Annotated in this window: 21 protein-coding genes and 3 tRNA genes; 5 read left to right on the top strand and 19 right to left on the bottom strand. The window is 70.5% G+C overall.

Annotated elements, in window-relative coordinates:
- Positions 1-24 precede the first annotated feature (24 nt).
- The 10 genes from QQX02_RS05640 to QQX02_RS05685 all read right to left on the bottom strand — a co-directional run bounded on the left by QQX02_RS05640 (position 25) and on the right by QQX02_RS05685 (position 9,665).
- Complete coding sequence (locus tag QQX02_RS05640; protein WP_301141789.1) at positions 25-417, bottom strand: PLDc N-terminal domain-containing protein; 393 nt, start codon at positions 415-417, stop codon at positions 25-27.
- A gap of 109 nt (positions 418-526) precedes the next feature.
- Positions 527-2,161 (bottom strand): DUF885 domain-containing protein, encoded by a 1,635-nt coding sequence (locus QQX02_RS05645; protein WP_301141790.1) that lies wholly within the window; start codon positions 2,159-2,161, stop codon positions 527-529.
- Between the two features lie 95 nt (positions 2,162-2,256).
- A tRNA-Arg gene (locus QQX02_RS05650) sits at positions 2,257-2,329 on the bottom strand.
- 75 nt (positions 2,330-2,404) lie between these two features.
- Positions 2,405-2,494 (bottom strand) — tRNA-Ser (locus QQX02_RS05655).
- 71 nt (positions 2,495-2,565) lie between these two features.
- Positions 2,566-2,653: transfer RNA gene (locus QQX02_RS05660), tRNA-Ser, on the bottom strand.
- A gap of 10 nt (positions 2,654-2,663) precedes the next feature.
- Positions 2,664-3,095 carry a hypothetical protein gene (locus QQX02_RS05665; protein ID WP_062137608.1) on the bottom strand — a complete coding sequence of 144 codons (432 nt, stop codon included), beginning with the start codon at positions 3,093-3,095 and terminating at the stop codon, positions 2,664-2,666.
- Between the two features lie 88 nt (positions 3,096-3,183).
- Positions 3,184-3,783 carry a GTP-binding protein gene (locus tag QQX02_RS05670; protein ID WP_301141794.1) on the bottom strand — a complete coding sequence of 200 codons (600 nt, stop codon included), beginning with the start codon at positions 3,781-3,783 and terminating at the stop codon, positions 3,184-3,186.
- Positions 3,764-4,159 (bottom strand): DUF742 domain-containing protein, encoded by a 396-nt coding sequence (locus tag QQX02_RS05675; RefSeq protein ID WP_301141795.1) that lies wholly within the window; start codon positions 4,157-4,159, stop codon positions 3,764-3,766. The genes QQX02_RS05670 and QQX02_RS05675 overlap by 20 nt, the downstream gene beginning before the upstream one ends.
- A 15-nt stretch (positions 4,160-4,174) precedes the next feature.
- Entirely contained in the window at positions 4,175-4,615 is a 441-nt protein-coding gene (locus tag QQX02_RS05680) for a roadblock/LC7 domain-containing protein (RefSeq protein ID WP_436968501.1), read from the bottom strand.
- A gap of 73 nt (positions 4,616-4,688) precedes the next feature.
- Positions 4,689-9,665, bottom strand: a complete 4,977-nt coding sequence (locus QQX02_RS05685; RefSeq protein WP_301141797.1) for a sensor histidine kinase — start codon at positions 9,663-9,665, stop codon at positions 4,689-4,691.
- Between the two features lie 176 nt (positions 9,666-9,841).
- On the opposite strand from QQX02_RS05685, the gene QQX02_RS05690 reads away from it, so the two are divergent.
- Positions 9,842-10,807 (top strand): NAD(P)H-quinone oxidoreductase, encoded by a 966-nt coding sequence (locus tag QQX02_RS05690; RefSeq protein ID WP_301141798.1) that lies wholly within the window; start codon positions 9,842-9,844, stop codon positions 10,805-10,807.
- A gap of 40 nt (positions 10,808-10,847) precedes the next feature.
- Here the strand turns inward: QQX02_RS05690 and QQX02_RS05695 are convergent, their stop codons facing one another.
- The 3 genes from QQX02_RS05695 to serS form a co-directional block, all read right to left on the bottom strand.
- Positions 10,848-12,080 (bottom strand): AGE family epimerase/isomerase, encoded by a 1,233-nt coding sequence (locus QQX02_RS05695; protein ID WP_301141799.1) that lies wholly within the window; start codon positions 12,078-12,080, stop codon positions 10,848-10,850.
- Positions 12,081-12,156: 76 nt separating this feature from the next.
- On the bottom strand, positions 12,157-13,017 hold the full coding sequence (locus QQX02_RS05700; RefSeq protein WP_301141801.1) for an HAD family hydrolase: 861 nt from the start codon (positions 13,015-13,017) through the stop codon (positions 12,157-12,159).
- A 207-nt stretch (positions 13,018-13,224) separates the two neighbouring features.
- Positions 13,225-14,496: a serine--tRNA ligase gene (gene serS, locus QQX02_RS05705; protein WP_301141803.1), complete on the bottom strand. Its 1,272-nt coding sequence runs from the start codon at positions 14,494-14,496 to the stop codon at positions 13,225-13,227.
- A 37-nt stretch (positions 14,497-14,533) separates the two neighbouring features.
- On the opposite strand from serS, the gene QQX02_RS05710 reads away from it, so the two are divergent.
- On the top strand, positions 14,534-15,760 hold the full coding sequence (locus QQX02_RS05710; protein ID WP_301141804.1) for a diacylglycerol/lipid kinase family protein: 1,227 nt from the start codon (positions 14,534-14,536) through the stop codon (positions 15,758-15,760).
- Positions 15,761-15,781: 21 nt separating this feature from the next.
- Here QQX02_RS05710 and pheA read toward each other — a convergent pair whose 3' ends face one another.
- Entirely contained in the window at positions 15,782-16,750 is a 969-nt protein-coding gene (gene pheA / locus QQX02_RS05715) for a prephenate dehydratase (protein WP_301141805.1), read from the bottom strand.
- Positions 16,747-17,718 (bottom strand): glycosyltransferase family 2 protein, encoded by a 972-nt coding sequence (locus QQX02_RS05720; protein WP_301141806.1) that lies wholly within the window; start codon positions 17,716-17,718, stop codon positions 16,747-16,749. Before QQX02_RS05720 ends, pheA begins: the two co-directional genes overlap by 4 nt.
- Before the next feature lie 127 nt (positions 17,719-17,845).
- Here QQX02_RS05720 and pgm point away from each other — a divergent pair, with 127 nt between their 5' ends.
- Complete coding sequence (gene pgm / locus QQX02_RS05725) at positions 17,846-19,525, top strand: phosphoglucomutase (alpha-D-glucose-1,6-bisphosphate-dependent) (RefSeq protein ID WP_301141808.1); 1,680 nt, start codon at positions 17,846-17,848, stop codon at positions 19,523-19,525.
- 13 nt (positions 19,526-19,538) lie between these two features.
- On the opposite strand, the gene QQX02_RS05730 is transcribed toward pgm, so the two are convergent.
- Entirely contained in the window at positions 19,539-20,570 is a 1,032-nt protein-coding gene (locus QQX02_RS05730; RefSeq protein WP_301141810.1) for a DUF2332 domain-containing protein, read from the bottom strand.
- A gap of 252 nt (positions 20,571-20,822) precedes the next feature.
- Here QQX02_RS05730 and QQX02_RS05735 point away from each other — a divergent pair, with 252 nt between their 5' ends.
- Positions 20,823-21,941 carry a winged helix DNA-binding domain-containing protein gene (locus QQX02_RS05735; RefSeq protein WP_301141811.1) on the top strand — a complete coding sequence of 373 codons (1,119 nt, stop codon included), beginning with the start codon at positions 20,823-20,825 and terminating at the stop codon, positions 21,939-21,941.
- On the opposite strand, the gene QQX02_RS05740 is transcribed toward QQX02_RS05735, so the two are convergent.
- Positions 21,942-22,451, bottom strand: a complete 510-nt coding sequence (locus QQX02_RS05740) for a hypothetical protein (protein ID WP_301141812.1) — start codon at positions 22,449-22,451, stop codon at positions 21,942-21,944.
- A 52-nt stretch (positions 22,452-22,503) separates the two neighbouring features.
- Entirely contained in the window at positions 22,504-23,115 is a 612-nt protein-coding gene (locus QQX02_RS05745) for a dihydrofolate reductase family protein (protein ID WP_301141814.1), read from the bottom strand.
- Between the two features lie 77 nt (positions 23,116-23,192).
- Between QQX02_RS05745 and QQX02_RS05750 the strand changes: the two genes are divergently transcribed.
- Positions 23,193-23,789, top strand: coding sequence for a TetR/AcrR family transcriptional regulator (locus QQX02_RS05750; protein ID WP_301141816.1), 597 nt, complete (start codon positions 23,193-23,195; stop codon positions 23,787-23,789).
- Here QQX02_RS05750 and QQX02_RS05755 read toward each other — a convergent pair.
- Positions 23,786-25,243 (bottom strand): dihydrolipoamide acetyltransferase family protein, encoded by a 1,458-nt coding sequence (locus QQX02_RS05755; protein ID WP_301141817.1) that lies wholly within the window; start codon positions 25,241-25,243, stop codon positions 23,786-23,788. The genes QQX02_RS05750 and QQX02_RS05755 overlap by 4 nt on opposite strands.
- Positions 25,244-25,251 lie beyond the last annotated feature (8 nt).

The raw sequence follows: 25,251 nt of genomic DNA on the forward strand, positions 1-25,251 counted from the left end.
GGCGGCGCCGGGTGAAGCTGCGCGCTAGCTGAGGGCCTTCGCCTTGAGCGCCTCGTACTCCGCAGCGGTGATGGCTCCCGCGTCGAGCAGCTCCTTGGCCGCGCGGATCTGTCCCGCAGCGCCCCCGGCCTCCTCGATCAGGCCCTTGGTGTAGTCGACCTGAGCCTCACGGATCGCCTGCGCCGCCGCGACGTCGCGCCTGGCCATGCCCGTCCCGCGGGCCAGCAAGTAGATGACGCTGCCCAGCACGGGCACGAGCGCGATGAGGATCAGCCAGCCGGCCTTGCCCCACCCGCTCAGATCGCGATCGCGGAACACATCCATGATGATCCTGATCACGATCACGAAGAACGAGATCATCACCATGATCCACAGGGTGTACAGCATGATCGACACGAAGTTCTCGAGGAATTCCATGACAGCCCCCTAGGCCCAGATCGGCGCCGGGACGGCCCGGCGGGCCGCGGTCAGCGCCGATGCTCACACGCTAGCGATCCGCGCCCTTGCGCGCGCGGTGAGAAGCGGGCTATCCGAGCACGAGAGTGCGGAGCGTCGTCAGCGGCACCATTCCGTACCGCAGCACCTGATCGTGGAACTCGCGGATGTCGAATTCCGACGCCGGCTCGGCCTCACGGCGGATCGCCTGGATCTCGCGGCGCCCGATCATGTAGGCCAGTGCCTGGCCCGGCTGTCCGATGTAGCGATCCACCTCGGCGGTGATCTGGTGAATGCTGAGCGGGCAGTGCGCTGCCATGTAGTCGATCGCCTCCTGGCGAGTCCACCGCAGAGCGTGCAGCCCGGTGTCGACCACCAGGCGGCAGGCGCGCAGAGAGTCGGCGGCCAGCATTCCCACGCGCGACAGGTCCGAGGTGTACAGCCCCATCTCGTCCGCCAGGCGCTCCGTGTACAGGCCCCATCCCTCGAGGTATGCCGTCACGTTCAGGTGGCGCAGCACCGGGTGGAGCGTGGTGGACTCGGCGTGCAGCGCGAACTGCAGGTGGTGGCCCGGAATCGACTCGTGATAGGTGATCGCCTCGAGCTCGTAGGTCGACCATGCGCTCGGGTCAGCCGCGTTGAAGAAGAACTCGCCTGGCTTGGAGCCGTCGGCCGCCGGCGCCGAGTAGAACGCCACCGGACCCGAGGTGATCGCGACCGCCACGCAGGCGGATCGCGGCAGATGCGCGAACCACTCCGGGGCCGCCTCGGTGGCGCGCTCGAGTGCGCGGGTCGCGTCCCGGACGATGTCCTCGCCTGAGTGGTAGTGCATCTCCTCGTCGTCCCGCAGCCGCGCATAGATCTCCGCGTTGTCCGTGGTGCCGAGCAGCGGCCCCGCGAGCTCGCGGTACTCCTCCTCCAGCGCCGTGACGACCTCGAGGCCCAGCTGGTGAACCTCGGCGGGCTCGAGCGGCAGCGTGGTGTGCGCCCACACCAGGTCCTTATAGTGCTCGAGGCCTCCGTCGAGGTGCACCAGCCCGGGGTGATCGTCGTCGCGGCCCCGCTCCGCCAGCGCCCGCTGCGCTTCGACGTAGCGGCGCAGCGCGGGCCGCACCTCCGCCTCGACGATGCCCGCCAGCCGGCGCTTCCAGTCCTCCGGGTCGGTGGACTCGAGCGGCGGTGCCTGAGCCGTCAGCGCATCGTCCTCGCCCACGGGCGCGGCCAGATACGCCTCGAGCGCATCGGCCGATGCGCTCAGGTGGCGGGCGAGTGCCACACGCCCTTCGAGCGCCGCCGCCTGCAGCGCGGCCACCAGGTCGTCCACGAGCGGGGCGAGGCCGCTCATCTTCCGGAGGTACTGCTCGCCGTGCTCGTCCGTGCGCAACGGGAAGCGACTGATGAACACCATGGCGAGCGGGATCAGCCCCATCGCGGGATTGATCGCCTGCAGCTCGGCATCCCACGTCAGCTGATGGGCCTTCGACCGCGCAGTGAAGGCGATCGAGTCGCGCAGCGCGAGCTGCATCGGGTCGTGCTCGTCGATGACCAGCCGGTCGGCACGGTCAGCGAACTCCAGCAGGCGGGCCTGCCGGGCTGCGACGGCGTCCGGGGCGACGTCCTCCCAGTGCTCGAGCTGCTCGAGCGAGCAGTCCCACAGGTGACGGTTGATATCGGTGGTCTGACGGTAGGCGTAGTACTCGTCCGCGAGGGTGATGAGAGCGCTCATGCCGACGACTCTAATCGCGACGCGCGGCCCGTGCGTCAGGGGCAGAGACGACGAAAGCCCCCACCGCAGGAGCGGCAGGAGCTTGAGTCATGAAGCGCGCCCGGAGGGATTCGAACCCCCAACCTTCTGATCCGTAGTCAGATGCTCTATCCGTTGAGCTACGGGCGCACGGCCGCGCGGGCCGAGTCACGAGTATACAGCCTCGCCGAGTGCCGCCCGTCCGTGGGAGGCCGCTCGTTCTCGTGGCGGAGACGGTGGGATTTGAACCCACGGATGGGTTACCCCATCACATCCTTAGCAGGGATGCACTTTCGGCCGCTCAGTCACGTCTCCCGATTGGTCCTGGACAGCGTACCGGTCGCATGGCACGCGGGGCAAAACAGCCCGGCGCCCCGGCGGAGGAGCGGAGAGTGCGGGATTCGAACCCGCGGAGGCGGGTTACGCCTCAACAGTTTTCAAGACTGTCACCTTCGGCCGCTCGGTCAACTCTCCTCGGCGCGTGCTACGCGCCAGCCGTGCCATTGTGCCAGCCCTGCGGCAGTCCGGGTGAAACCACCGCCAGCTCGTACAGCTCGGCGGCCTGCGCGAACTCCGCGTCGTAGGTCGCGACCGTGTCGATCGCCGGGTGGGCGACGGCGGCCCCGAGGTGAAGCGCGGCGAACGGCTTCAGCACTGCCGCCGCGTGGGTCGACACCGACACGTTCTCGTCGGAGAAGCGGATCACCGGAATCGTGCGCCGCACCTGGTCGACGATGTCGTACGCGTGCCCCTTGGTCTCGCGCGGGAACAGCTCCGCGGCCTGACGCAGCTCGGTGAGTCCCAACTGGGTCATCGCGACGTCGTCGATGCGCGGCACGGCCCAGGCGTTCCACTCGTCGAAGAACTTCACACCCGGCAGAAACCTGCAGAGCGCGGAGCCGTCGAGATAGATCACAGCGTCCAGACTATCCCCGCGCCGCCTGCGCGGACTGCCAGCCGATGCGCACGCGCCGTTGCGCACGCATCGGCCGTCTGGATGGGGACTACTTCGAGAGCTGACGCATCGCGAGCTGGACCACCGCGATGAGCGCCTGCTTGGTCGCAGCCTTCTCGCGGGCGTCCGTGTACATGATGGGCGTGCCCTCGGGGATTCCGAGCGCCTCACGGACGTCCTCGAGCGTGTGGCGAGCGACTCCGTCGAAGCAGTTGACGCACACCACGAACGGCACGCCGCGGCCTTCGAAGTAGTCGACGGCCGGGAAGCACTGGTCGAGACGCTCGGTGTCGACGAGCACCACGGCGCCGATCGCGCCGCGCACCAGGTCGTCCCACATGAACAGGAAGCGGTCCTGTCCAGGCGTGCCGAACAGGTACAGCCACAGCGATCCGGGCAGCGCGATGCGCCCGAAGTCCATGGCCACCGTGGTGGTGGTCTTGCGGTCGGTCACGCCGCCGGCATCGTCGATGCCGATCGACTTCTCCGTCATAGCGGCTTCGGTGTTCAGCGGGTCGATGTCGGAGATCGAGCCGATGAAGGTGGTCTTACCCACCGCGAAGCCGCCGGCGATGACGATCTTGACGACGGTAGGGGCGGTATGAGGCGCGGGGGTCGCGACCGCCGCGTCAGAGGGCTGCGATGCCATCAAGGACACTCTCCAGAAGACTCAGGGATAGGCCGCCGGACTCGTCGTGGGTGGACGTGTCGTCGGCCGTTCCGCCGGTGTAGATCGTCAGTAGGTTTTCTTCAGCAAGGTCCGTCACCAGCACGCGGACCACTCCCAGCGGAAGCCGGGTGTGGGCCGAGAGCTCGGCGATGGATTGATATTCACCCGCAGCGAGCTGCAGGATCTTCTTCTTCTCCGGGGTCAACCCCTTCAAAGTCTGGGGATCGGAGCGCGCCTCGACGAGGGCCTCCATCGGGAGGTCCTTGCTCGCCGCACTCACACGGCCGCCGGTGACGGCGTACGGACGGACCGCGTAGGTCTCGTCGTCGCCGTATGGCGTCATCGCGTCTGTCATGGCGGCTGCCCCTCCTTAGGAGCGCGTGTGTCCGTCGGTGGGCAGGTTCTGGCGCATCTCCGTGATGAGCTGCGGCGTGAGGGCGTTCTCGGTGCGCGACACGAGCAGGGTCATCTCGTAGCCGACGAGGCCGACGTCGCACGTCGAGTCGGCGGCGACGGCGAGGACCGAGCCGTTCGACACGCTCATGAGGAACAGGAACAGCTCGTCCATCTCGATGATCGACTGCCGCACCTCCCCTGCCTGAAGCTGGCGTGCGGCGCCGCGGGTGAGGCTCGCCATGCCGGACACGACGGCGGCCAGAGTGTCGCCACCCGTGCGGTCAAGGTTCTTGGACATCGCCATGAGCAGTCCATCCGCGCTCACCACCAGCGTGTGTCGCGTCCCGGGGACTGTCTGGACGAAATTGTCCAGCAGCCATCCGAAGTTGGTGGCCTCGGTGCTGAGCTCGGTCACTGCGTCTCCTTGCATTGGCCGCTCCGGGGACGGAGCGAGTTCTCGATGGTGGGGATGGTACTCGCGAAGGCTCTCATGAGTCGGAGGCCTCCGCAGGTTCGGTCTGGCGCTCGAAGGCCGCGACATCATCGCGAGCCCTCTTCGTGCCGGAGTAGAAAGAGCTGAACCGACTGCGCACCGCGTCGGCATCCCGGTCCGCAGGCGCCAGCGAGGCGTCCTCCTGGATCGGGGTGACTTCGACGGGTTCCGCGTCGGTGGGACGACGGCGCTGCAGGCCCGCACGCGTCTTCTCGACCTTGGGACGTTCGGCCGCGAGAGAGCTGAGCTCCGAGAAGACGGCGCTGGTGAGATCCGCGCCGCCGATGCCATCGCCGCCGTTGTCCGGTTGGATCACCGGCTGATAGGTGGTCGCGCCCTCCGGCTCGGCGGCCTGAAGCGCACTCGCGCCCGCGGCCTCCCATCCGGACGGCTTCGCCAGCTCATCGGGGCTGAACGCTGACGCGCTCGACGCCGACGGCGGCTCAGCAGAGCTCACCGTCTGCGACGCATCCCACGCGTTCGACTCGGCGCTCGCGCCCGCGTCGGGCTGGAACGACTGCGGGGCCCCGTACGAGGGCTCGACGGGCGCACTGGGCTCGGGACGCTCCCACGGGGCCGGGTGCTGCGGTGCGGCGCCATCAGCGTAGGGTGCGGGTGCGTCGGCCTGTGGCGCGGACTGGAGCCAGGGCGCGGACGCCGACGGCTCCGGCTGGACGGCTTCGGGGGCAGGCGAGGACGCCTCGGGCGCGAACGACGTCGGCGCGGCCTCCCACGGTGCGGGGGCCGATGCGCGGCTCGGGGGCTCGCTCTCGGGGGCCGATACGGCCTCAGGTGCGGACTGCCACGAGGCCGGCTGCGGTGCGGAGTCCGTCGTCGGCACGAATCCGCCGGCCGCCGAGGCGGGCGCTGCGCTGGGCACCGATCGAGGCGCGTCCGTGGCGGCCCACAGCCCCGCAGGTGCGCCGGCGCTCGCAGGCGTGGACTGGTCAGCGACGGAGTCGCCGCGTCGTCCCCTGCCGAACAGCCGGGAGAAGAACCCCGGGCGCTGCTCTGTCTCGTCGTCGACGGCGCTCTGGATCAGCTCATCGAGGCTCGGGCTGCGTTGGGACGTGGGCTGCTGAGGCTCACCATCCCACGGAGTGTCGGAGGAGTGGCCGGGAACGGCCCCCTCGACGGGCGTCGCGGCCTGCGGCTCTCGAGGCGCATCGGCCTCGGGAGCGTCATCGCCAGCGGGCGCCTGCGGGCTCGTCATGAACCCGGGAGCGAACACGGACTCGCGGGCGGGCGTCGCGGCCTGGGCGGAGTCTGCATCCCACGGCCGAGCGTCATCACTGGTGGCGGGCGGAGCGTCGTACGCGGCGGGGGCCTCGTACGCAGCAGGAGCGTCATACGCGGCAGGAGCGTCATACGCGGCAGGAGCGTCATACGCGGCAGGAGCGTCGTACGGCGCGGAGCCGACGTCGTTCGCGTCATCAGTGCCCGCATGGTCACTGCCGAGTGCGTCGTACGGAGAGCGGACGTGCGGCACGTCGTCGTCCACCAGCGACACCTGCTCGACGCCGCCGTACGGCGCCGGCTCGGGCTCGGGCTCGGGCTCGGGCTCGGGCTCGTACAAGGGGGCCGAGGCCACCTCGTCGTCCTCGTCCGCCTCGAGAGACGGCACCACGAACGGTCCCGCATCGGCGACCGGAGCCGCGGCCTGGTCCTGCTCGGGGACGTCGTCGTACTCGAACACCGCGGTGTCGGCCGCGGAAGGCTCGGGCGTGCTCTCGGCGACGGGAGACGGGGTGATGTCCAGCTTGGGCATGCGGAACACGGGAAGGGACTCGTCCGCACTGGGTGCCGACGGGACACTGGCGCTCGCCTCGCCCTCCGGCACGTCATCGTCGTGCACATCGCCGTGCGGCGCGTTCTCGTGGAGCTCGTGGCCCTGCAGGTCCGGGACGGCGGGCTCGAAGGCCGGTGCGGCGGCGCTCTCGGCGTCGACGTCGGACGGCACGCGGTCGCGGCGCGCGAAGAACGCGGCAGCACCCGCTGCACCCGCGACCTCGGCCGCGTCTGCCTGCGGCGCGGAGTCGGTGCTGTCGTCCGCCTCGAACTCGACTGCGTCATCGGGCTCGAGCTCAGGAGCCGGCAGCGGCTCGCGCTTGGGCAGCTCAGGCCCGAACGAGGTCTGTGGAGACTCCGCCGCCTCCTGCTCGGTCTCGCGACGCGAACGGAAGCCGCGGAACATCGACGAGCGCTGTTCGGGTGACTGGGGCGTGATCTCGGCAGGCGAGATGGAGGGCATGAAGCCACCCGCCTGCTCCGCCTCGAGGGCGGACAGCTGCGCATCGGTCGCCCGGGCAGGCAGTCCCACGATGGACGCCCGCTCCCGCTGGGCGTCCGCGGGAGACGGGGCCTCGCGGCGGCGACGTGCGGGGAGCCCGGATGCCGAGGCGCCGCTCGTCAGGTCCTCGGGGCTGGTCGCCTCCGCCACGGGTGCGTTCGCCGCGTCGGCGGCGATGAGAGCGTCGATCGAATCCGGGTCGGAGTCGGCGGCGCCACCGCGTCCCGCGAGGCTGACGCCCTCTTCGACTGCCGTGGGCGTGTAGGCATCGACTCGGGAACCGGCGCGCTCGGGAAGGCGCGTGGTCTCGGTGATCTCCTCCGCCTCATCGTGCGAGACGAGGGCGGTCGGGGCGTGCAGCGTCTCGTCGATGGCGTTGGAGGACACGTGCTGGGGCGCCGGTGCGTCGTCCTTCGCGAAGAGAGCCCGCGGCATGGTCACGGTCGCGAGCGTGCCCGCGCCTTCTTCCGACTTCAGCTCCACGTGAGCGCCGACACGGCGCGCAATGCGACCGACCACGAACAGTCCCAGGCGCTGCGCACCGAGGATCTCGGATGCGGCGGTGGAGGCGACGCGCGCGTTGGCGGCGTCGAGCTCCTTCTCGGTCATGCCGATGCCGGAGTCCTCGACCTCCACCACGTACTCGTCGCCGCGCTCGAAGGTGCGGACCACCACGGCGGTCCCGGGGTCGGAGAACACCGTCGCGTTCTCCAGCAGCTCCGCGAACAGGTGCGCCGCCGTCAGGGCGGAGTGACCGAGCATGGCGGGGTCGGCGTCGAGCTCGAGCTGGACTCGCTCGTACAGCTCGATCTCGGACGATGCGGTGCGGACCACGTCGGACAGCGGCATGGGACGGCGCAGGCGGCGTCCGGTGTCGATGCCTGCGAGCACCAGCAGCGACTCGGAGTTCCGGCGCATCCGGGTCGCGAGGTGGTCGAGCGCGAAGAGCTTGGTGAGCGTCTCCTGGTTGTCCTCGGAGCGCTCCATCTCATCGATCGAGGACAGCTGACGGTTCAGCAGCACCTGGTCGCGACGGGCCACGTTGACGAACATCTCGGAGATCGAGCCACGCAGCGCGGCCTGCTCGCCGGCGATTGCGAGCGTCGCCGCGTTGACGCCGTTGAACGCCTCGGCCAGTCGTCCCACCTCGTCGCGGGACTCGACGGGGATCTGCACCTCGGAGACGTCGACGGTCTCGCCGGGGATCGCGACGCGCTCCACCAGTCGGGGCAGCTCCTGGCGCACGGCGGTGGCGGTCGTGGTCAGGCGTCGCAGCGGTCCGATGATGCGACGCGCGATGACGAGCGCGATGACGAGGGACACGATGATGACCGTGACGATCGCGACGATCGTCACGATCGTCGACAGCAGCGCGTTCTGGGCGTTGCTGGACGCGCCGGACTCGACCCGCGACCACATGTCCTCGCGAAGAGGCTCGTAGACGCGGAGCTCGTCCGCCACGAAGCCGGACCAGTCCGCGGCGCGGGCCGTGAACAGAGACGAGTCGAGGCCGGTGAGCACCTGGGTACGCACTGAGGCGAAGTTCGTGGTCTCGTCCGTGTCCGATCCGAAGGCGGGGACCTCGTCGGCCCCCGAGATGCCGGCTGACGCGTCCTGGGCCTCCGCGAGCGCGATGTCGGTCGCGGTCGCCATGGTGCGCGCCTGTGCCGCCTCGCCGGGGAGGAACCGTCCTGCACGGATGAGCCGCTGGAACACGACCTCTTCGTGCTTGATGTTCTCGACCAGTGAGTCGATGTCGCCGTACGCCTGGACGGTCGACACGAGCTCACGGTCGGCCATCGCGACGGCGACGTCATCGGAGGAGGACACGATCGTCTCGATGATTCCGGTGTAGAAGGCCGTCAGCGAGACGGGTCCCGTGCCCAGCGTCCGCGCATCTGCGCGGATCTCGGGCATGCTCGCAACCGCGTCCTCGCCCTCGAGGAGGGCGGCGACCACCTGAGCGTTCTCCTCGCTGCCGCCCAGCGCGGCGGCGGAGCCGCGCAGGGCCTGGACGCCCGCATCGACGCTGGCGGCCGCGGCCTCCATCGGCTCGACGTACGCGAGGGGCTCGGTGAACAGGCTCGTGGCGAACTCGCTCTCGACGTTGAGACGGAACGCCAGGGCGGAGAGCAGAGTCGACAGGCCAAGGTCCTCGGAGAGCGACTCGTCAAGCGCATTGACGTTCTCGACGGCGGCGGCGTAGCCGGCCTGCATCTGAGTGATCTCGTCCTCGGCGGGGAACACCGCCCAGCCGCCCGACTCCTCCGTGGCGGGACCGATCTCGAGACCGCGCTCGGCGGCCATGTAGGAACCGCCTTCGCGGGAGATCGCGGCATCCAGCTGAGCGCGAAGCGCGTCAGGGTCCTCGGCACCCGACTCGGCGATGGCCGTGTCGAGGCTCGCGAGAGCGGTGTCGGTGAACCCGTACGCCTCGTTGAGCTTGGTCTCGGTGTCCTGCGCGACGTGGACGAAGTTCGCGGTCGCCGCTCGCTCATCCTGAAGATCGGATCGCAGGGTGCGGGCGCGGTCGAGCGTGTCGATGAGCGCTTCGGCGTTGCGCGCCGAACTGAGGTCCTGCAGCGAGCCGAAACCAATGAACCCGGCTGCCAACACGAGCACCAGAATGGGCACCGCGACCACCGCGAGGAGTTTCCCGCGGATACCTAGCCTCTGGAGCATCTACTCTCTCCCTCATGAGCCGCCACGACTGTGGCTTCCGAACGCCGGACACGCTACACAGCGTGAGGACTCCACAGTTATCGGCCGCCCCGCCGAGAACCTGTAATCCTGGGGCTCGCTATGGACAGAGACGGTACAGGGGCCCGACTATGACGCGAAGAAACAGGAGTAATGGTGTGAGAATCGCCACTTTGCACGGATTCGGCGGTCCGGAGGTGCTGATCCTCGACGAGGCGCCCTCTCCTCAGCCGGGTCCCCAGGACATCGTGATCCAGGTGGCGGCGGCGGGAGTCAACCGCGCCGACCTGCTGCAGCGCGAGGGCCTGTACCCGTCGCCGCCGGGTGCTCCGCCGTGGCCCGGGCTCGAGGTCGCCGGCGTCGTGGCGGCCGTCGGAGCCGACGTGACGTCGTGGCAGGTGGGCGATCAGGTGTGCGCCCTGCTGCCAGGGGGCGGCTACGCGGACCAGGTCGCGGTCGACGCCGGCCTCGCGCTCCCGATCCCCGCCGGTCTGACCATGGTGGAGGCGGCAGGCCTCGTCGAGGCCGCATGCACCGTGTGGTCCAACCTTCAGGCGGCCGATGCGCGGGCTGGGGAGCGCGTGCTCGTGCACGGCGGCTCGGGCGGCGTGGGGCACCTCGCGATTCAGATCGCCGCGGCGCTGGGCATGGAGGTGTGGGCGACCGCGGGCGGCCCAGAGCGAGCGGCGCGGTGCGCGGCCCTCGGCGCTCGCGCGATCGATTATCGTGCCGACGACTTCGTGAGCATCATGACCGACGCCGGCGGAGCGGACGTGATCCTCGACGTCGTGGGCGGCGCCTACCTGGGGCGCAACCTCGATGCGCTCGCGATCGGAGGACGGCTCGTCGTCATCGGCCTCCAGCGCGGCGCTCGTGCGGAGCTCGACCTCGGCCGCCTGCTCATGCGTCGAGCCCGCATCATCGGCACCACTCTCAGGTCACGCCCCCTCGAGGAGCGCCGCGCGATCGTTGCGGGGGTGCGGGAGCACGTGTGGCCGCTCGTCCCCGGGCAGGTGCGTCCGATCACCGACACCACCGTGCCGCTGTCGCGCGCGGGCGACGCGCATCGGGCGCTCGACGGTGGCGGCGTGTTCGGCAAGGTCGTGCTCACCGTCGCCGACTGACCCAGCCGGCCCTCGCATCGGCCGCTCTGAGGGGGTCAGCTCAGCGCAGGTTGCCCGCCGCGAGCGAGGCCGCGAGCGCGGGCGAGGCAGGCAGGCGCGGGATGAGCGTGGCCTGGAGGGCGTGGTAGATGTCCGCCTTGCCCTCCCACACCGTGCGCGACACGCGGTTGTCGGGTCCCAACTCGTGCCACCACGAGCCGCCCTCGCGGTCGAGGTGGTGCTCTCCCACGTAGTCCCACCAGCGCTGATACTGCTCCGCGTAGATGGGCAGGCGCGTCACCTGCCACAGCACGGCGGCGGCGCCGATCGCCTCGGCCGCGACCCAGTGCATGCGTTCGCGGACCACGGGGCGGCCCTCCCAGTCCACGGTGTAGACGAACCCGGTGGCGCCGTCGACGCTCCAGCCTTCGCGCACGCCCGCGTCGTACAGGGCGCAGGCGTCCTCGCGCATCCACTCGGGGTGAGCGAGGCCGGACTGCTGCAGGGACGCCGCCAGCTGCAGCGTGAGGCGCGCCCACTCGAACCAGTGCCCGATGGTCGCGCCGTACGGACGGAACGGATGCGCCGGCGAGTCCTCGTTGTATGACAGCACGGGCTCCCAGTGGGCGTCGAAGTGCTCGGGGAGGCGCCAGCCGTTGCCGCGGGCGTACACGTGGACGGCGCGCTCGGCGATGCGCAGGGCACGCTGCAGCAGGTCCTTGTTCCCGGTGACGTCCGCAGCGGCGAGGTATGCCTCGAGCGTGTGCATGTTCGCATTGATGCCGCGGTAGTTCTCCTCGCCGGACCAGTCCCGCGCGAAGGCCTCCCGGCTCATGCCTGCCTCGTCGTCCCAGAAGTGCTCGGTGTGGATGGCGATCGCCTCATCGAGCAGCTCGCGGGCCTCGGGTCGCCCGGCGGCGGTGGCCGATGCGGCGGCGAGGATCACGAAGGCGTGCCCGTACGCCTCCTTGGCCGTGTTGGTGGGGCCGTTCGGGCCCACCGCAGCGAACCAGCCACCGTGCTCGTGGTCGCGCAGCCGACCGCGCAGCGCGTCGAGCCCGTGGTCGACGAGCGCGGTGGCACCCGGCCGCCCCATGAGCGTCGCGAGCGCGTAGCTGTGAGTCATGCGGCAGGTGATCCACAGCTCCACGTCGTGGCTCTCGACGAGCTCGCCGGCCTCATCCAGCCAGCCGAATCCGCCGCTGGGGTCGGCGCTGCCGGCCCCGAATTCGAGGAGGCGGTCGGCCTCCGCCTCGAGCCAACGGTGGTGGGCAGGGGTCGTGAGCCACGTCATGACACGAGCCTAGGGGGTCGTGCGCGTCAGGGGGAGAGCGGCGCCGCGCGGGAGCGGACCGCGAGGCCCCGGGGCGCTAGAGGACGGCGAGCCGGTCGGGGTCGATCAGTCGTTCCAGGAGCGGCAGGATGCCGTCCTCCTCGACTGACCCGAGCACCTCATCGGCGACATCCCGCACGTGTTCAGGCGCAGTGGCCATCGCGGCCGAGTGCCCCGCCCACCGCAGCATCTCGGTGTCGTTGTTGCCGTCGCCCGCCGCGACCGTGTGATCGGGATAGACCCCCAGCTGACGACGCAGCGCCTCGAGAGCAGACGCCTTCGACACATTCGGGGGAGTCAGGTCCAGCCACGCCGAGTAACCGACCGCGTAGGTGACGTCGCTGAGACCGATCCGGTGGACCAGGTCGTCGAAGTGGCTCACGTCGACGCCGGGCGCGCGGATCACCACGCGGGTCGCCTCTCCTTGCGCCAGGTCATCGAAGTCGTCGACCACGCGCTGGCGTCCGACGAGCTCCCCCATGGGGAACTCACGGTTGACGCGGAACCCGACGCCGAGGTCCTCCACCGCGAAGAACGCGTCCGGCATCTCCTCTCGGATCAGGTCGAGCGCAGCGCGGGGGTTGAACGTGACGGTCTCGACGATGTCATAGCCGCCAGGACTCGCGGGGTTGAGGCGGATCGTCACGGCGCCGTTCGAGCACACCGCCCATCCCCGACGGATCCCGAGTGCCTGCGCGACCGGCATAGTGCCGATGATGTTCCGACCGGTCGCAAGGATCACGTGGTTGCGGCACATGCGCACCTGCTCGACGGCGCGCACCACGGCCGGCGTGATGTCCCCGCCCCAGTGCATCAGCGTGCCGTCGATGTCGAGACCGACCAGTCGCCACGAGTCGTTGTCGAGAGGTGGTCGCAGTTGGTCGGGGGCCTGGCTCATGCGATGAGCCTACGACGGCCAGGTGACGCCGATGTGAACCCCCACCCGCTCGGGCCCTGGCACGGCGCCGCCCGCTCGGTTGTGCGCTCGGCTCTGACGCGACGGCACACCATCAGTGCAGACGCGACGGATGGGCGTGGCGCACCCACCGAGGGCGCGACCATCAGTGCACAGCCCACGCGTGCCGCGCCGATGCGCGGCTCAGGATCAGGCGACGGGCTCGAGGTACTCGAGGCCGCCCAGGTGGGGACGCAGGATCTCCGGCACGTAGACGGTGCCGTCCGCCTGCTGGTGGTTCTCGAGCAGCGCGACGATCCACCGGGTGGTGCCGATGGTGCCGTTGATGGTCGCCACCGGCGTGGTGCCGTTCTCGCCGCGCTCGCGGATCGCGAGCCGGCGCGCCTGGTACGTCGTGCAGTTCGAGGTCGAGGTGACCTCCATCCAGCGCTCCTGGCTGGGAAGCCACGCCTCGCAGTCGAACTTGCGTGCCGCCGAGGAGCCCAGGTCGCCCGCGGCGGTGTCGATCAGGCGGTACGGCAGCTCGAGCGCTTGCAGCATGCGCTCCTGGATCTCGAGGAAGCGCGCGTGCTCCGCCGCCGCATCGGCCGCCGTGACGTAGCTGAACATCTCGACCTTGTGGAACTGGTGCACGCGGATGATGCCGCGCGTGTCCCGGCCTGCGGAGCCGGCCTCGCGGCGGTAGCAGGCGCTCCAGCCGGCGTAGCGGAGCGGGCCTTCCGACAGGTCGAGGATCTCGTCCGTGTGGTAGCCCGCGAGCGCCACCTCCGACGTGCCCGTGAGGTACAGCTCGTCGCGCTCGAGGAAGTAGATCTCGTCCGCGTGAGCCCCCAGGAACCCGGTGCCGGCCATGGTCTCGGGGCGCACCAGGGTCGGCGTGATCATGGGAGTGAAGCCCGCGTCCTGGGCGAGCCCCATCGCGGCGTTGAGGATCGCCAGCTCGAGTCGAGCCCCGATGCCGGTCAGGAAGTAGAACCGCGCGCCGGAGACCTTGGCGCCGCGCTCCATGTCGATCGCGCGCAGGCGCTCTCCAATGGCGAGGTGGTCCTGCACCTCGACGCCCTCGGCCGCGAAGTCGCGCGGGCTGCCCTCGTGGCGCAGCACCGTGAAGTCGTCCTCGCCGCCGCTCGGCACGCCCGGCTCAGGGATGTTGCCCAGTGACCGGGCGAGCTCGACGGCCCGGCCAGCGGCCGCATCGGCGCTCGCCTGGAGCTCCTTGACCTCGGCCGCGAGCTGCTTGGTGCGGACCAGCAGCTGCTGCTTCGCGTCGCCCGAGGCCTGGGCGACCTCCTTGCCTAGCGCCTTCTGCTCGGCGCGGCGCGCCTCGAAGTCCGCCAGGGCCGCACGGTGAGTCGCGTCGGCCTCGAGCACCTGGTCGACCACGCCCGGATCCGCCCCGCGAGAACGCTGGGACTCCCTCACGACGTCGGGTTCGGCACGCAGCAGCTTGAGGTCGATCATGCCCGCGAGTCTAGCCGTGGGAGCGTAGGCTCAGCCCATGCTCGGCACCATCCTTGGGTCCGTCGCTCTGGGCATCAGCCTGGTCGCGCTCGTCATGGCGATCACCCTGGTCAGAAGCCTCGGCGCACGTGACCCCCTCGCTGTTCCCCGCATGTGGCGGCGCGTCCTCATGGTGCGTTCCACCATCCCCGGGAACTCGGGGCGCTTCACGGCCGACTCACCTGACAAGCCGTCGATCGCCTTCATCGCGAACCCCACCAAGGAGGGCGTGCAGGAGATGCACGAGCGGGCGCTGCGCGCCTGCTCGATCCGCTACCTCCCGCAGCCGATGTGGTTCCACACCACGGAGGAGGACCCGGGCTACGGCATGGCGAGAGACGCGATCGCCGCGGGCGCCGATGTGGTGGTCGCCGTGGGCGGCGACGGCACCGTGCGCGCGGTCGCCGAGGCCTGCGCGGGGACGGGCGCCACGATGGGCATCCTGCCGCTCGGGACCGGCAACCTCTTCGCTCGCAACCTCGACTTCCCCGTGGGCGACACCCCTGCGCTGCTGCGTGCCGTCCTCGACGGCGACGACCTCACCGTGGACGTGGGCTATCTGGACATCGAGAGGGCGTTCTCCGGCCACGGCGAGGACGGCCGCTACCTGTTCCTGGTGATGGCGGGGGCGGGCATGGACGCGGAGATGGTGGCGAGCACCAACCCGACGCTCAAGCGGCGTCTGGGCTGGCTCGCGTACTTCTTCGCGGCGCTGCGCCACCTCCACGACAAGCGCATGACCGCCTCCGTGTCGATCGACGGAGCCGAGCCCGTGCAGAACGAGATGCGCACGGTGCTGGTCGCGAACGCCGGGCGCCTGCCGGGCGGGCTCCAGCTCATTCCCGATGCCTCCATCACCGACGGCCAGCTCGACATCGCGACGCTCGACGCGCGCGCAGGCATCGTCGGGTGGACAGATCTGTTCGGTTCGGTGATCGCCCAGGGCGCCGGCATCAAGCAGTCGGAGCTGTTGCGAGCGTGGCGGGTGTCCCGCATCGACCACGCGCGCGGCGAGAAGGTCGAGATCGAGATGGACGCGCCGTATCGCGTCCAGGTCGACGGTGAGTCCCTGGGGCGTGCGAAGAGGGTGACGGCGTTCGTCGAGCACGGCGCCCTCACGGTGCGGGTGCCCATCGATGAGGCACGCGGTGCCAGGGACGCGAAGGAAGCCCAGGAGGCCAAGGAGGCCACCGCAGCCATCGAGGCCGGTGCCGACGTCGGCTAGGCCGTCGTCCTCGTCACCCGCTCAGGCGTGGCGGCCGAGCCTGAGCTCGTCGACCCACGCGCGTGCCGATGCGAAGTCGGCATCAGCGGTGCCCGTGGCGATGGGGGTCACCTCGCGGTGGACCGCCGGGTATGACCCCAGGTAGCGGACCACCGGGCAGGTCCGACGGAGCCCGATGAGAGCCTCGGCCATGCGCTGCTCCGCGATGTGACCGAGCGCATCGATCGAGAACGAGTACTCGCCGGGTCGCTCGCCGATGGGGCGCGACTCGATGCGTGACAGGTTGACCCCGCGCACCGCGAACTGCTCGAGCATCTCCAACAGCGCACCGGACCGGTCGGTGGGAAGGTGCACCACGAGGGTGGTCTTGTCTGCTCCCGTGGGTGCCGGCGGCTCCTGGGGGCGCCCCACCCGGACGAACCGGGTGGCCGCGTTGACGTTGTCCGCGATCCTGTCCGCGAGCACCTCGAGGCCGAGCGCAGCGCCCGTTCCCGGGGGCGCCAGAGCCGCGTCGAAGCCCACCTGGTCCGCGGGCACCGACGAGTCGGCCAGCAGGCGCGCGGCCGCAGCGTTGGACGACGAGGGAACGAACGTCGCCTCGGGCAGGGTCGCATGCGCCCAGCGGCGCACCTGCGCCCAGCCGTGCGAGTGCGCGCTCACGCGCCTGATCCGCGAGACCCGCACTCCGGGGCGCACGAGCAGCTCGAATGCCACGGGCAGCACCGTCTCGCCCAGGATCACCAGCGGCGACCCCTCCGCGAGCGTGTCGAGCGTGGCGGTGACGCCACCTTCGACAGTGTTCTCGATCGCGACCACCGCGTAGTCGGCCTCGCCCTCGCGCACGGCGGCGATCGCGGTCGGCACGTCGATCACGGGCAGGTAGTGAGCCTGATCCGCCGGGACCATCATGCGCAGCGCGGCCTCGGTGAAGGTGCCCTCGGGGCCGAGGTACGCGTACCGCGGAGCGTCGCTCACCGGCTCGTCGCTCACTGGCCTTCCTCCGCGGACGCAGAGCCCGCATCGGAGGCAGTGGCGGCGCTGTCGGTCGCGACGGCCGCGCTCGAGCGCCGCCGTCCCACGGCATCACGCGTGCCCTCGAGCGAGCCTCGGAGGCGGCGGGCGGTCACGGCCATCATGACGTCACGGTACTGGGTGGCTCGCGCGGGCGCCGACCGGCCGGCCGGCCCCTGCGGCTTGTGCCGCACTTCGCATTCGACCTCGGTCACTGTCAGCCCGGCACGCAGCACGTCGATGGTCATCCCCACCTCGAGCCCGCCGCCGTGGGCGAGCGGGATGGCGGCCTCAAGCGCCTCCCGGGTCAGGCAGCGGATGGGCCCGAGCGGTTCGGTCGGCACCCAGCCGGAGGCGCGCTCGACGGCGCGCCTGGCCGCCTTGGCCGATGCGCTGGGAGCCTTGCCAGGAACCTCGGTCATGGCGATCGCGAGGTCCGCCACGTGCTCCGTGACGGCGGGGACCAGCGGCGCGGCGCCGATCGCATGCTGACCCAGGCCGCCGGGGAGGAGCAGGATCGCGCGGGCGTGCCGCCCTGGCTCGTCGCGCATGGCGATCACGGAGGCGCCGGTCTCGACGGACGCGGTGCGGCCGCGGTGATGGGAGTGACGCACCACGACGGCGCCGGCCTTGCGGGCGAGCTCCTGCGTGTTGTCCGTGGAGGCGTCGTCGACCACGAGCACCAGGTCGATTCCGGGGATGGCGCGGGCGGCCCGCACGGTGGCCGCGATGCGCCGCGCCTCGTTGTGAGCCACGATCAGCGCCGCAGCGCCCCGCAGATCCTCCGGCTCCTTCACCGAGCGGCGGCGTCGGGCGGCGGAGCTGAGCGGTCGCTTGCGCGCAGGAGCGGGCGCCCGCTCGGCGACCTCGCCGACCGGGCTCGTCTCGGCAGTCACGTCCCCATCGCCAGCCGAGGGGGACGCCCTGTCCTTGCGCTTCGCGGCCACGCGCCAAGCCTAGCGCGCTCACCGGGCGGTTTTGTCAGACGTTGACGCAACCGTAAACGTCTCGTGACCTGCCTGAGGAGGATCCTCCGATTGCCGGACGGCCCGCCATGGTGGGAGAGTGGGCACCATGCATGAGCGCGCAGGAACTCTCGCCCAGCCCCAGGACCTCATCGACGCGTCAGCGCTGTTGGCGGCGTATTACGACCTGGTGCCCGACCCCTCCGAACCTGACCAGCAGGTGGTGTTCGGAACTTCGGGTCACCGTGGCAGCGCATTCGATACCGCCTTCAACGAGGCGCACATCGTCGCCACGACCGCGGCGATCGTCGAGTACCGGCGAAAGCAGGGCACCGACGGCCCGGTGTTCCTCGGGATCGACACCCACGCGCTGTCGATGCCGGCGATGGAGAGTGCCATCGAGGTACTCGTCGCCGCCGAGGTCGAGGTGCGCGTCGACGCGCGCGGCCGATTCACCCCCACCCCCGCCGTCAGTCACGCGATCCTCGTGGCGAACGGCGCGACGTCCTCCTCGGGACTGCGCACGGAGGGCGCCGGCCTCGCCGACGGCATTGTCGTCACCCCCTCGCACAACCCGCCCCGCGACGGCGGCTTCAAGTACAACCCGCCTCACGGCGGTCCGGCCGATGCGGACGCCACCGGGTGGATCGCTCGCCGCGCCAACGAGTTCCTCGTCGGCGGCAAGTGGCGGCAGATCCCGCGCGTCCGCTACGCGCTCGCGCGCACCGCCCCGCAGGTCAAGCCCCACGACTTCATGGCCAACTACGTCCGTGACCTGCCGAACGTGATCGACATCGAGGCGATCCGCAACTCCGGTCTCCGCATCGGCGCCGACCCGCTGGGCGGCGCGGCCGTCGACTACTGGGGAGCGATCGCCGAGGAGCACCGGCTTGAGCTCACGGTGGTCGACGAGACCGTCGACCCCGCGTGGCCCAAGATGCACCTGGACTGGGACGGCAAGATCCGCATGGACTGCTCGTCTCCGTACGCGATGGCGGGGCTGCGCGCCCTCATGGAGGACCCTGACGCCCCGTACGACATCGCGACCGGCAACGACGCGGACGCGGACCGCCACGGCATCGTCACCCGCGACGGCGGGCTGATGAACCCCAACCACTTCCTGGCCACCGCGATCGCTTACCTCTACGGCGGTGCGCGCCCGGAGTGGCCGAGCGATGCCCGCATCGGCAAGACCCTCGTGTCCTCGAGCCTCATCGACCGCGTCGGCAAGCAGCTGGGCCGCACCGTCGAGGAGGTCCCGGTGGGGTTTAAGTGGTTCGTGCCCGGGCTGCTGAGCGGCGAGGTCGGGTTCGGCGGCGAGGAATCCGCAGGCGCCTCGTTCCTGCGCCGCGACGGCCGCGTGTGGACCACGGACAAGGACGGGATCATCCTGTGCCTGCTGGCCTCTGAGATCGCGGGGGCCACGGGCAAGACCCCCACGGAGCGTCACCGGGAGATCGTCGGCGAGCTCGGCGAGAGCTGGTACGCCCGCGTCGACGCTCCCGCCACCAAGGCGGAGAAGGACACCCTCAAGGCGCTGTCGCCCGAGCAGGTCTCCGCGACCAGCCTCGCGGGCCAGGACATCACCGCCAAGCTGACCAACGCGCCCGGCAACGGCGCGGCCATCGGCGGGCTCAAGGTCACGACGGCCGATGCGTGGTTCGCCGCACGCCCGTCCGGCACCGAGGACGTCTACAAGATCTACGCCGAGTCGTTCATCTCCGAGTCCCACCTGGGCGAGGTCCAGGCGGCGGCGCGCGACGTGGTCTCCGAGGCGCTCGAGGGATAGCCCACCCCTCTCGTCAGAACGGGGGCCTGTCGATCCACCGGGCGTGCGAGTGCGCCACCGCGACGGTCTCGGCATGGTCGAACGAGGGTCCGACCCGGACCACAGGATGCAGGCTCTCCTCGACCGGCTCGAACCCCACCCGGGTCACGTCGCGCCGGCGGGCCGCGTCCTCGACCGCCGCGTCGATGTCCACCCTCGCCCCCTCATCGGCCTGATAGAGCGCGATGGTGTGCCACACCGCCAGCGGGCCGGGTGGCATCGCGCGCTCCACGTCCGCGAGCACCGTGGCGGCGTCGCCCGCGACCATCCGCACCCCCACCGACCGTCGCAGCTCGAGGGCGTGGCGCAGCCGCTCGAGCCTGTCCTGATGGTCCGGCCAGACGAGGGCCTCGAGCCACGCCGCCGCGTCCGGATCGGCGGGGTCGATGGGGTGCAGGTCGATGCCGGTGCGGCTTGCCAGCCTCGGCGGCTCGGGAGGCAGCGCGAATCCCCCGCGGTCCTCGCAGTCGAGCAGCAACGGGCCATCGCCGAGGCGAGTCGCGTCGCCGTCACGACGGTACCGGTAGGCGAAGCGGTCCAGACACAGATTGAGGCCGGCCGATGCTCCAATGTCGATCGCGTGCAGCGGCGCCTCGGTGCGCGGCAGCCAGGGCAGCAGCACAGCGGCCCGCGCCACCTCGTTGGTCTGGGTGCGTCGCTCGCGGCCGATGCGGACCAGTGCCTCCTCGTGGGCGAGCGCGTACTCGCGGAAGGCGGCGAAGGCGCCGTCCGGGGAGCGCGCCTCCCCCGCCACGAGGTGGGGGTACCAGGCCGCCAGCGCATCGTCCGTCCGCAGCATCAGCTTCACGCCCGCGAACAGCAGATTCAGCGGCGGCACATTGTCGATCCGCGCGACCAGCCGCAGCATCTCCTCGTCGTCGGCGATCGCCCCCGCCAGTGCGCGGTACAGCGGGGCCTCGGCCGCGTAGTCCATCCACGCCCGCACGACCGCCGCGACCTGCGCGAGGTCCTCGCGGTCGCGCCGTGCCCAGTCGAACGTGGCCATGGCTGCGATTGTCACACCGTGCACACGGGTCGCCAAGGGCCGGTGGGACTCGACTGGCTCCCGCGCGCGGGGCCCGCGAGGTGATCTCTGAGGCGCTCGAGGGCCGAGCCTGGCGCACTGTCATCGTGCAAGTGTCGATTCACGTGCGTTGAGTGCCCGAGGGCAAGTCAAGAATCGACACTTGCGCAGATCCGTCACGAGAGAGGCGGTCTCGGCGAACTCCGGTCGTCCCGCGGCACTAGCGTGAGCGGCATGAGCACTCTGACTCAGTCCGACGTCCGCGCCCTCCGCATGCGTGCGCTGCTGCTGGGCGGCGACCATCCTCACGAGTCGGTGGGCGAGGTCGTCACGTGGATGGGGGCCATGCAGGCGCAGGATCTCGCGAGCGGGCTGTGGTCGCTGGGGATCCGGCTGCCGGGTCGCACTGAGGACGACATCGTTCAGGCACTGGAGAACCGTGAGGCGCTCAGGACGTGGCCCATGCGTGGCACGGTGCACCTGGTCCCCTCGCGCGACGCGCGGTGGATGCTCGATCTCATGTCCGCCAAGCCGCTGGCCGGCGCGGCCGGACGGCGGGAGTACCTGGGAATCACGGAGGACACCGTCGAGCGCTCGAATGCCGCTCTCGAGGGCGCCCTGCGGGGAGGGAAGCGCCTGTCGCGATCGGAGTGCCTCCAGGCGGTCGCCGATGCGGGCGTCCCGACGCCTGGCCAGGTGGGCTATCACCTGCTCTGGTACGCGTCGCAGGTGGGGATCACGTGCGTGACCCCCAGCCGCGAGACCGCGGGCGGCGGCAAAGAGCAGACCTTCGCGCTGCTCGACGAGTGGGCGCCCGATCAGCGCGCTCTCGCGCACGACGAGGCTCTCGCCACCATCGCCGTGCGCTTCTTCCGGGGCCGTGGCCCCGCGACCGTGAAGGACTTCTCCCGGTGGACCGGGATGGGGATCCGCGACTGCCGCGCCGGCATCGCCGCCGCGAAGAAGGCGCTGCGCATCGTGGAGACCGCATCGGGTTCGATGGTGGCGGCGGCCGATGCCCTCGACGCTGGCATTCCACCGTCCGCGGGCGGGCACGTCGTGCCGCCGGGCTTCGACGAGTACATGCTCGGCTACGGGGACCGCGAGGCGATGCTCCGCCCTGAGCAGCTGCAGGCCGTCGTGCCCGGGCGCAACGGGGTGTTCCGCGCCACCCTGGTTCGCGAGGGTCGCGTGGTGGGCACGTGGAAGCGCACGCTGCGCACGCGGACGTGCGTGGTCGAGATCGCGCTGCTGGAGCCCCTGGACGCTCAGGACCGCCCCGCGTTCGAGCGGGCGTTCGGCGAGTACGGCGCGTTCCTGGGCCGCGAGGTCGAGGTCCGGTGGGGCGAGTAGTCAGCCGGTGAGCTGGCCGATCGCCGCAATCACCAGCGCGTAGATCACCACCACGCCCGTGAGCGCCAGGACGCCGACTGCCGCCGCCGCGAGTCCCAGTCCGCCATTGGAGGCGAACCCCTGGCGCGCGGCACCCCAGCCGCGCAGCCCCATCACGGTGCCGCCGATGGCGGCGGCGACGGTGAGCAGCAGTGGCGTGGGCGCCCCCGCGAACCATGCGAGCACCGACACCACGGCGATGCCCGAGAGCACCATGCCGATGACAGCACGACTGTTGAGCTCCCGTGCGCGGTCGAACGTCAGCCCCTCGATGCTGGGCAGCTGCTCGCGACGAGACCCTCGGCCACCGTCGGTGGCGCCGGCAGGGGCTCCGAACTGCGGCGGAGGAACGGGTGAGGGGGTTGCCGGCCCGACGCCAGGGGCCACGGTCCAATCGTCGGGGGGAACCAGCGGCCCCGCATCAGGCGCAGAGGCACGCGCGCTGGACTCGTCCTCGGGCCGCTGCGTCACTGGCGCCTCCCCTCACCTGGCGACTCCAGCGTAGCGAGGGTCGTTGGACGAGTCAGCCGACGGGCGACGAGAGTTCAGAGTCCAGTCCGGGGCCACCGCTCATCCGGTAGGTGGAGAGCACGACGTCGCCCGGCAGATGGTCGACCTCCGTCAGTGCGACACTCCGTGGCATTCGGCCGCGCGCAAACAGGGGGATGCCGCCGCCGAGCAGGATCGGATTGACCTTGACCTGCAACTCGTCGATGACGTCGATGAGTTGGCTGGCCAGGTCCGCTCCTCCGCACAGCCAGATGTCATCCCCTGGTTCGGCCTTGAGGCGAGCGACGGCCAGCGCGACGTCCCCGGAGAGCGTCTCGACTCCTGGCGTGTCGCCCAGGTCATGGTGCGTCACCACGATCTGTCGGAGGTGCGGGTACGCGCCGCCTTGCCATCCGGCCTCGATCGCCGGCTGGTGGGTGCGCCTGCCAAGGAGGACCGTGTCGAACCGACGCCGCTCCCCCGTGACGCCGAACGCCTCGCGCAACGGAGCCGGGCATGTCTCTGGGTATCGCGAGAACAATGCGGCCACGGTGTCCGGATCCATCGGGAACTGCGAGGCGTCGCCGTCCTCGTCCGCGATGAATCCGTCGACAGATGCCGCCACGTAGTAGACGAGATCACGCATCGGCCACTCCTCTCATGTGTCCGTCAGTGGTCATCACGAGAGTACAACACCTGTAGTGGTTAGCGTAAGGTGGCGCCATGCCAACGAACCCGAGACGACGCACCGAGGTCATCGACGCCGCTCTGCAGGTCCTGGGCCGCGAGGGCAGCCGCGGCCTCACCCACCGCGCAGTCGATCGGGCCGCCACGGTGCCGCCCGGCACGTGCGGGAACTACTACCCCCGCCGTGCTGACCTCATGCTCGCCATGGCGCAGCGCATTTTCGAACGCGTCGCCCCCGAGGCCGCGGAGCTCGCACGGCTCGAGACCGTGCCTGACGACGAGGCGCTCCCGGAGTACGTGGCATACGTCGTCGAGAGACTGACGCGCAATCCCGACCTCGCTCGGGCGCTGATCGAGTTGAGACTCGAGGCCTCGCGCTCACCAGACGTCGCGGATCTGATCGCTCCGTTCCTACGGCAGGGCCTGCGTGACGACATGGCGTTCTATCGGGACCGCGGACTGCCAGGCGACTCTACGGTCGTTCTCATGCTGCACCACGTGGTCAACGGCGTGGTGCTCGACCACCTCACCGTCCCGTTGGACCCCGCCAGTGACCCGGTCTCCACAGCAAGGGACGCGACCGCGCGTCTCGGCGCGAGTGCACCCGACGTGCACGGACACGTGGACGACTAGCCCCAGACGAGGCCCTGAGCGGGATCGTTCATCACTCGACCCACGTCGGAGAGCAGGCGTGCCCCGAGACCGCCGTCGACCAGACGGTGGTCGAAGCTGAGTGCGAGCTGAGTGATCCATCGCACCTGGATCTCGCCCTCGTGCACCCACGGCTGCTGGCGAATCGCACCGAACGCGAGGATCGCCGCCTCCCCTGGGTTGAGGATCGGAGTCCCGGTGTCGATTCCCAGTGCGCCGACGTTCGTGATCGTGATGGTGCCGTCCGACATCGAGCTGGGCGAGAGCTTGCCGGCGCGCGCCTCCGCCGTCAGGTGCTGAAGCTCGAGAGCGAGCTCGTGCAGCGGGAGCCGGTGCGCGTCCTTGATGTTCGGGACCACCAGGCCGCGCGGGGTCGACGCGGCGATGCCGAGGTTGACGTAGTGCTTGTAGACGATCTCCTGAGCAGCGTCGTCCCACGAGGCGTTGACCTCCGGGTGACGGCGCACCGCGAGCAGCAGCGCCTTGGCGACGATGAGCAGCGGAGTGACGCGGACGTCGGCGAAGTCCTTGTCCTGCTTGAGACGGTTCACCAGGTTCATGGTCTCGGTGACGTCCACCGTGTGGAACTCGGTCACGTGCGGAGCGGTGAAGGCCGACTGGACCATCGCCTCAGCCGTGCGCTTGCGCACCGACTTCACCGGCACGCGGGTCGCGCGACCGTCGGACTGCGTCGTGCCGGCCGCGAGCCACTGCTGCTCGTCGCCCGGATACGTGGCGAGAGTCTGCGCGGACGTGGCCTTGACCTGCTGCTCGACGTCCTCCCGCGTGACCATGCCGCCCGGGCCAGAGGGCGTGATGGTCGTGAGGTCCACGCCCAGGTCTCGTGCGAGCTTGCGGACCGGCGGCTTGGCGAGCACGGGGTACTCGCCAAGATCCTGCGCGCCGCCGACAGGCTCGACGGACTCGTCCTTGCGGGGCCGGCGATGAGCGGACCCGGCCTTGACGCCATACCCGACGAGCACGGCCCCGGACTCTTCGCTCGAACTCTCCCCAGCATCGGCCGGCTGCGGGCTTGTGCTGGCTTCGGCGGCCTGCGACCGCGGAGCAGACGGGGCGGCGTCGGCCGAGAGGTCCTCGCGAGCGGAGCGAGCAGACTGGACCGGTTCGGCCGATGGCGACTCGGACGCGGACTCACCCGCGGAGGGAGCCACCGCAGGCGCCTCGCCGTCCGGATCCACGTCCACCTCGAGGATGGCCACGCCGACCTCGACGGTCTCGCCCTCCTGCACCAGCAGACGCGAGACCACGCCGTCATACGGGCATGGCAGCTCCACCAGCGACTTGGCGGTCTCGATCTCGACGATGGGCTGGTTCACCTCGACGACGTCGCCAGGTGCCACCAACCAGGTGACGATGTCGGCCTCCGTGAGGCCCTCGCCCGCGTCCGGCATTGCGAACTGCTGAAAGGTCGGCATGCTGGGCT

This window comes from Demequina muriae, from assembly GCF_030418295.1.
GTDB lineage: Bacteria > Actinomycetota > Actinomycetes > Actinomycetales > Demequinaceae > Demequina > Demequina muriae.

Bases quoted from the DNA above. Each gene is read 5' to 3' on its own strand.
- serS (WP_301141803.1), bottom strand. From the start codon at position 14,496: ATGATCGACCTCAAGCTGCTGCGTGCCGAACCCGACGTCGTGAGGGAG.
- QQX02_RS05755 (WP_301141817.1), bottom strand. From the start codon at position 25,243: ATGCCGACCTTTCAGCAGTTCGCAATGCCGGACGCGGGCGAGGGCCTC.
- QQX02_RS05750 (WP_301141816.1), top strand. From the start codon at position 23,193: ATGCCAACGAACCCGAGACGACGCACCGAGGTCATCGACGCCGCTCTG.
- QQX02_RS05670 (WP_301141794.1), bottom strand. From the start codon at position 3,783: ATGGCATCGCAGCCCTCTGACGCGGCGGTCGCGACCCCCGCGCCTCAT.
- QQX02_RS05685 (WP_301141797.1), bottom strand. From the start codon at position 9,665: ATGCTCCAGAGGCTAGGTATCCGCGGGAAACTCCTCGCGGTGGTCGCG.
- pgm (WP_301141808.1), top strand. From the start codon at position 17,846: ATGCATGAGCGCGCAGGAACTCTCGCCCAGCCCCAGGACCTCATCGAC.
- QQX02_RS05695 (WP_301141799.1), bottom strand. From the start codon at position 12,080: ATGACGTGGCTCACGACCCCTGCCCACCACCGTTGGCTCGAGGCGGAG.
- QQX02_RS05730 (WP_301141810.1), bottom strand. From the start codon at position 20,570: ATGGCCACGTTCGACTGGGCACGGCGCGACCGCGAGGACCTCGCGCAG.
- QQX02_RS05710 (WP_301141804.1), top strand. From the start codon at position 14,534: ATGCTCGGCACCATCCTTGGGTCCGTCGCTCTGGGCATCAGCCTGGTC.
- QQX02_RS05675 (WP_301141795.1), bottom strand. From the start codon at position 4,159: ATGACAGACGCGATGACGCCATACGGCGACGACGAGACCTACGCGGTC.
- QQX02_RS05745 (WP_301141814.1), bottom strand. From the start codon at position 23,115: ATGCGTGATCTCGTCTACTACGTGGCGGCATCTGTCGACGGATTCATC.
- QQX02_RS05645 (WP_301141790.1), bottom strand. From the start codon at position 2,161: ATGAGCGCTCTCATCACCCTCGCGGACGAGTACTACGCCTACCGTCAG.
- QQX02_RS05700 (WP_301141801.1), bottom strand. From the start codon at position 13,017: ATGAGCCAGGCCCCCGACCAACTGCGACCACCTCTCGACAACGACTCG.
- QQX02_RS05735 (WP_301141811.1), top strand. From the start codon at position 20,823: ATGAGCACTCTGACTCAGTCCGACGTCCGCGCCCTCCGCATGCGTGCG.
- QQX02_RS05640 (WP_301141789.1), bottom strand. From the start codon at position 417: ATGGAATTCCTCGAGAACTTCGTGTCGATCATGCTGTACACCCTGTGG.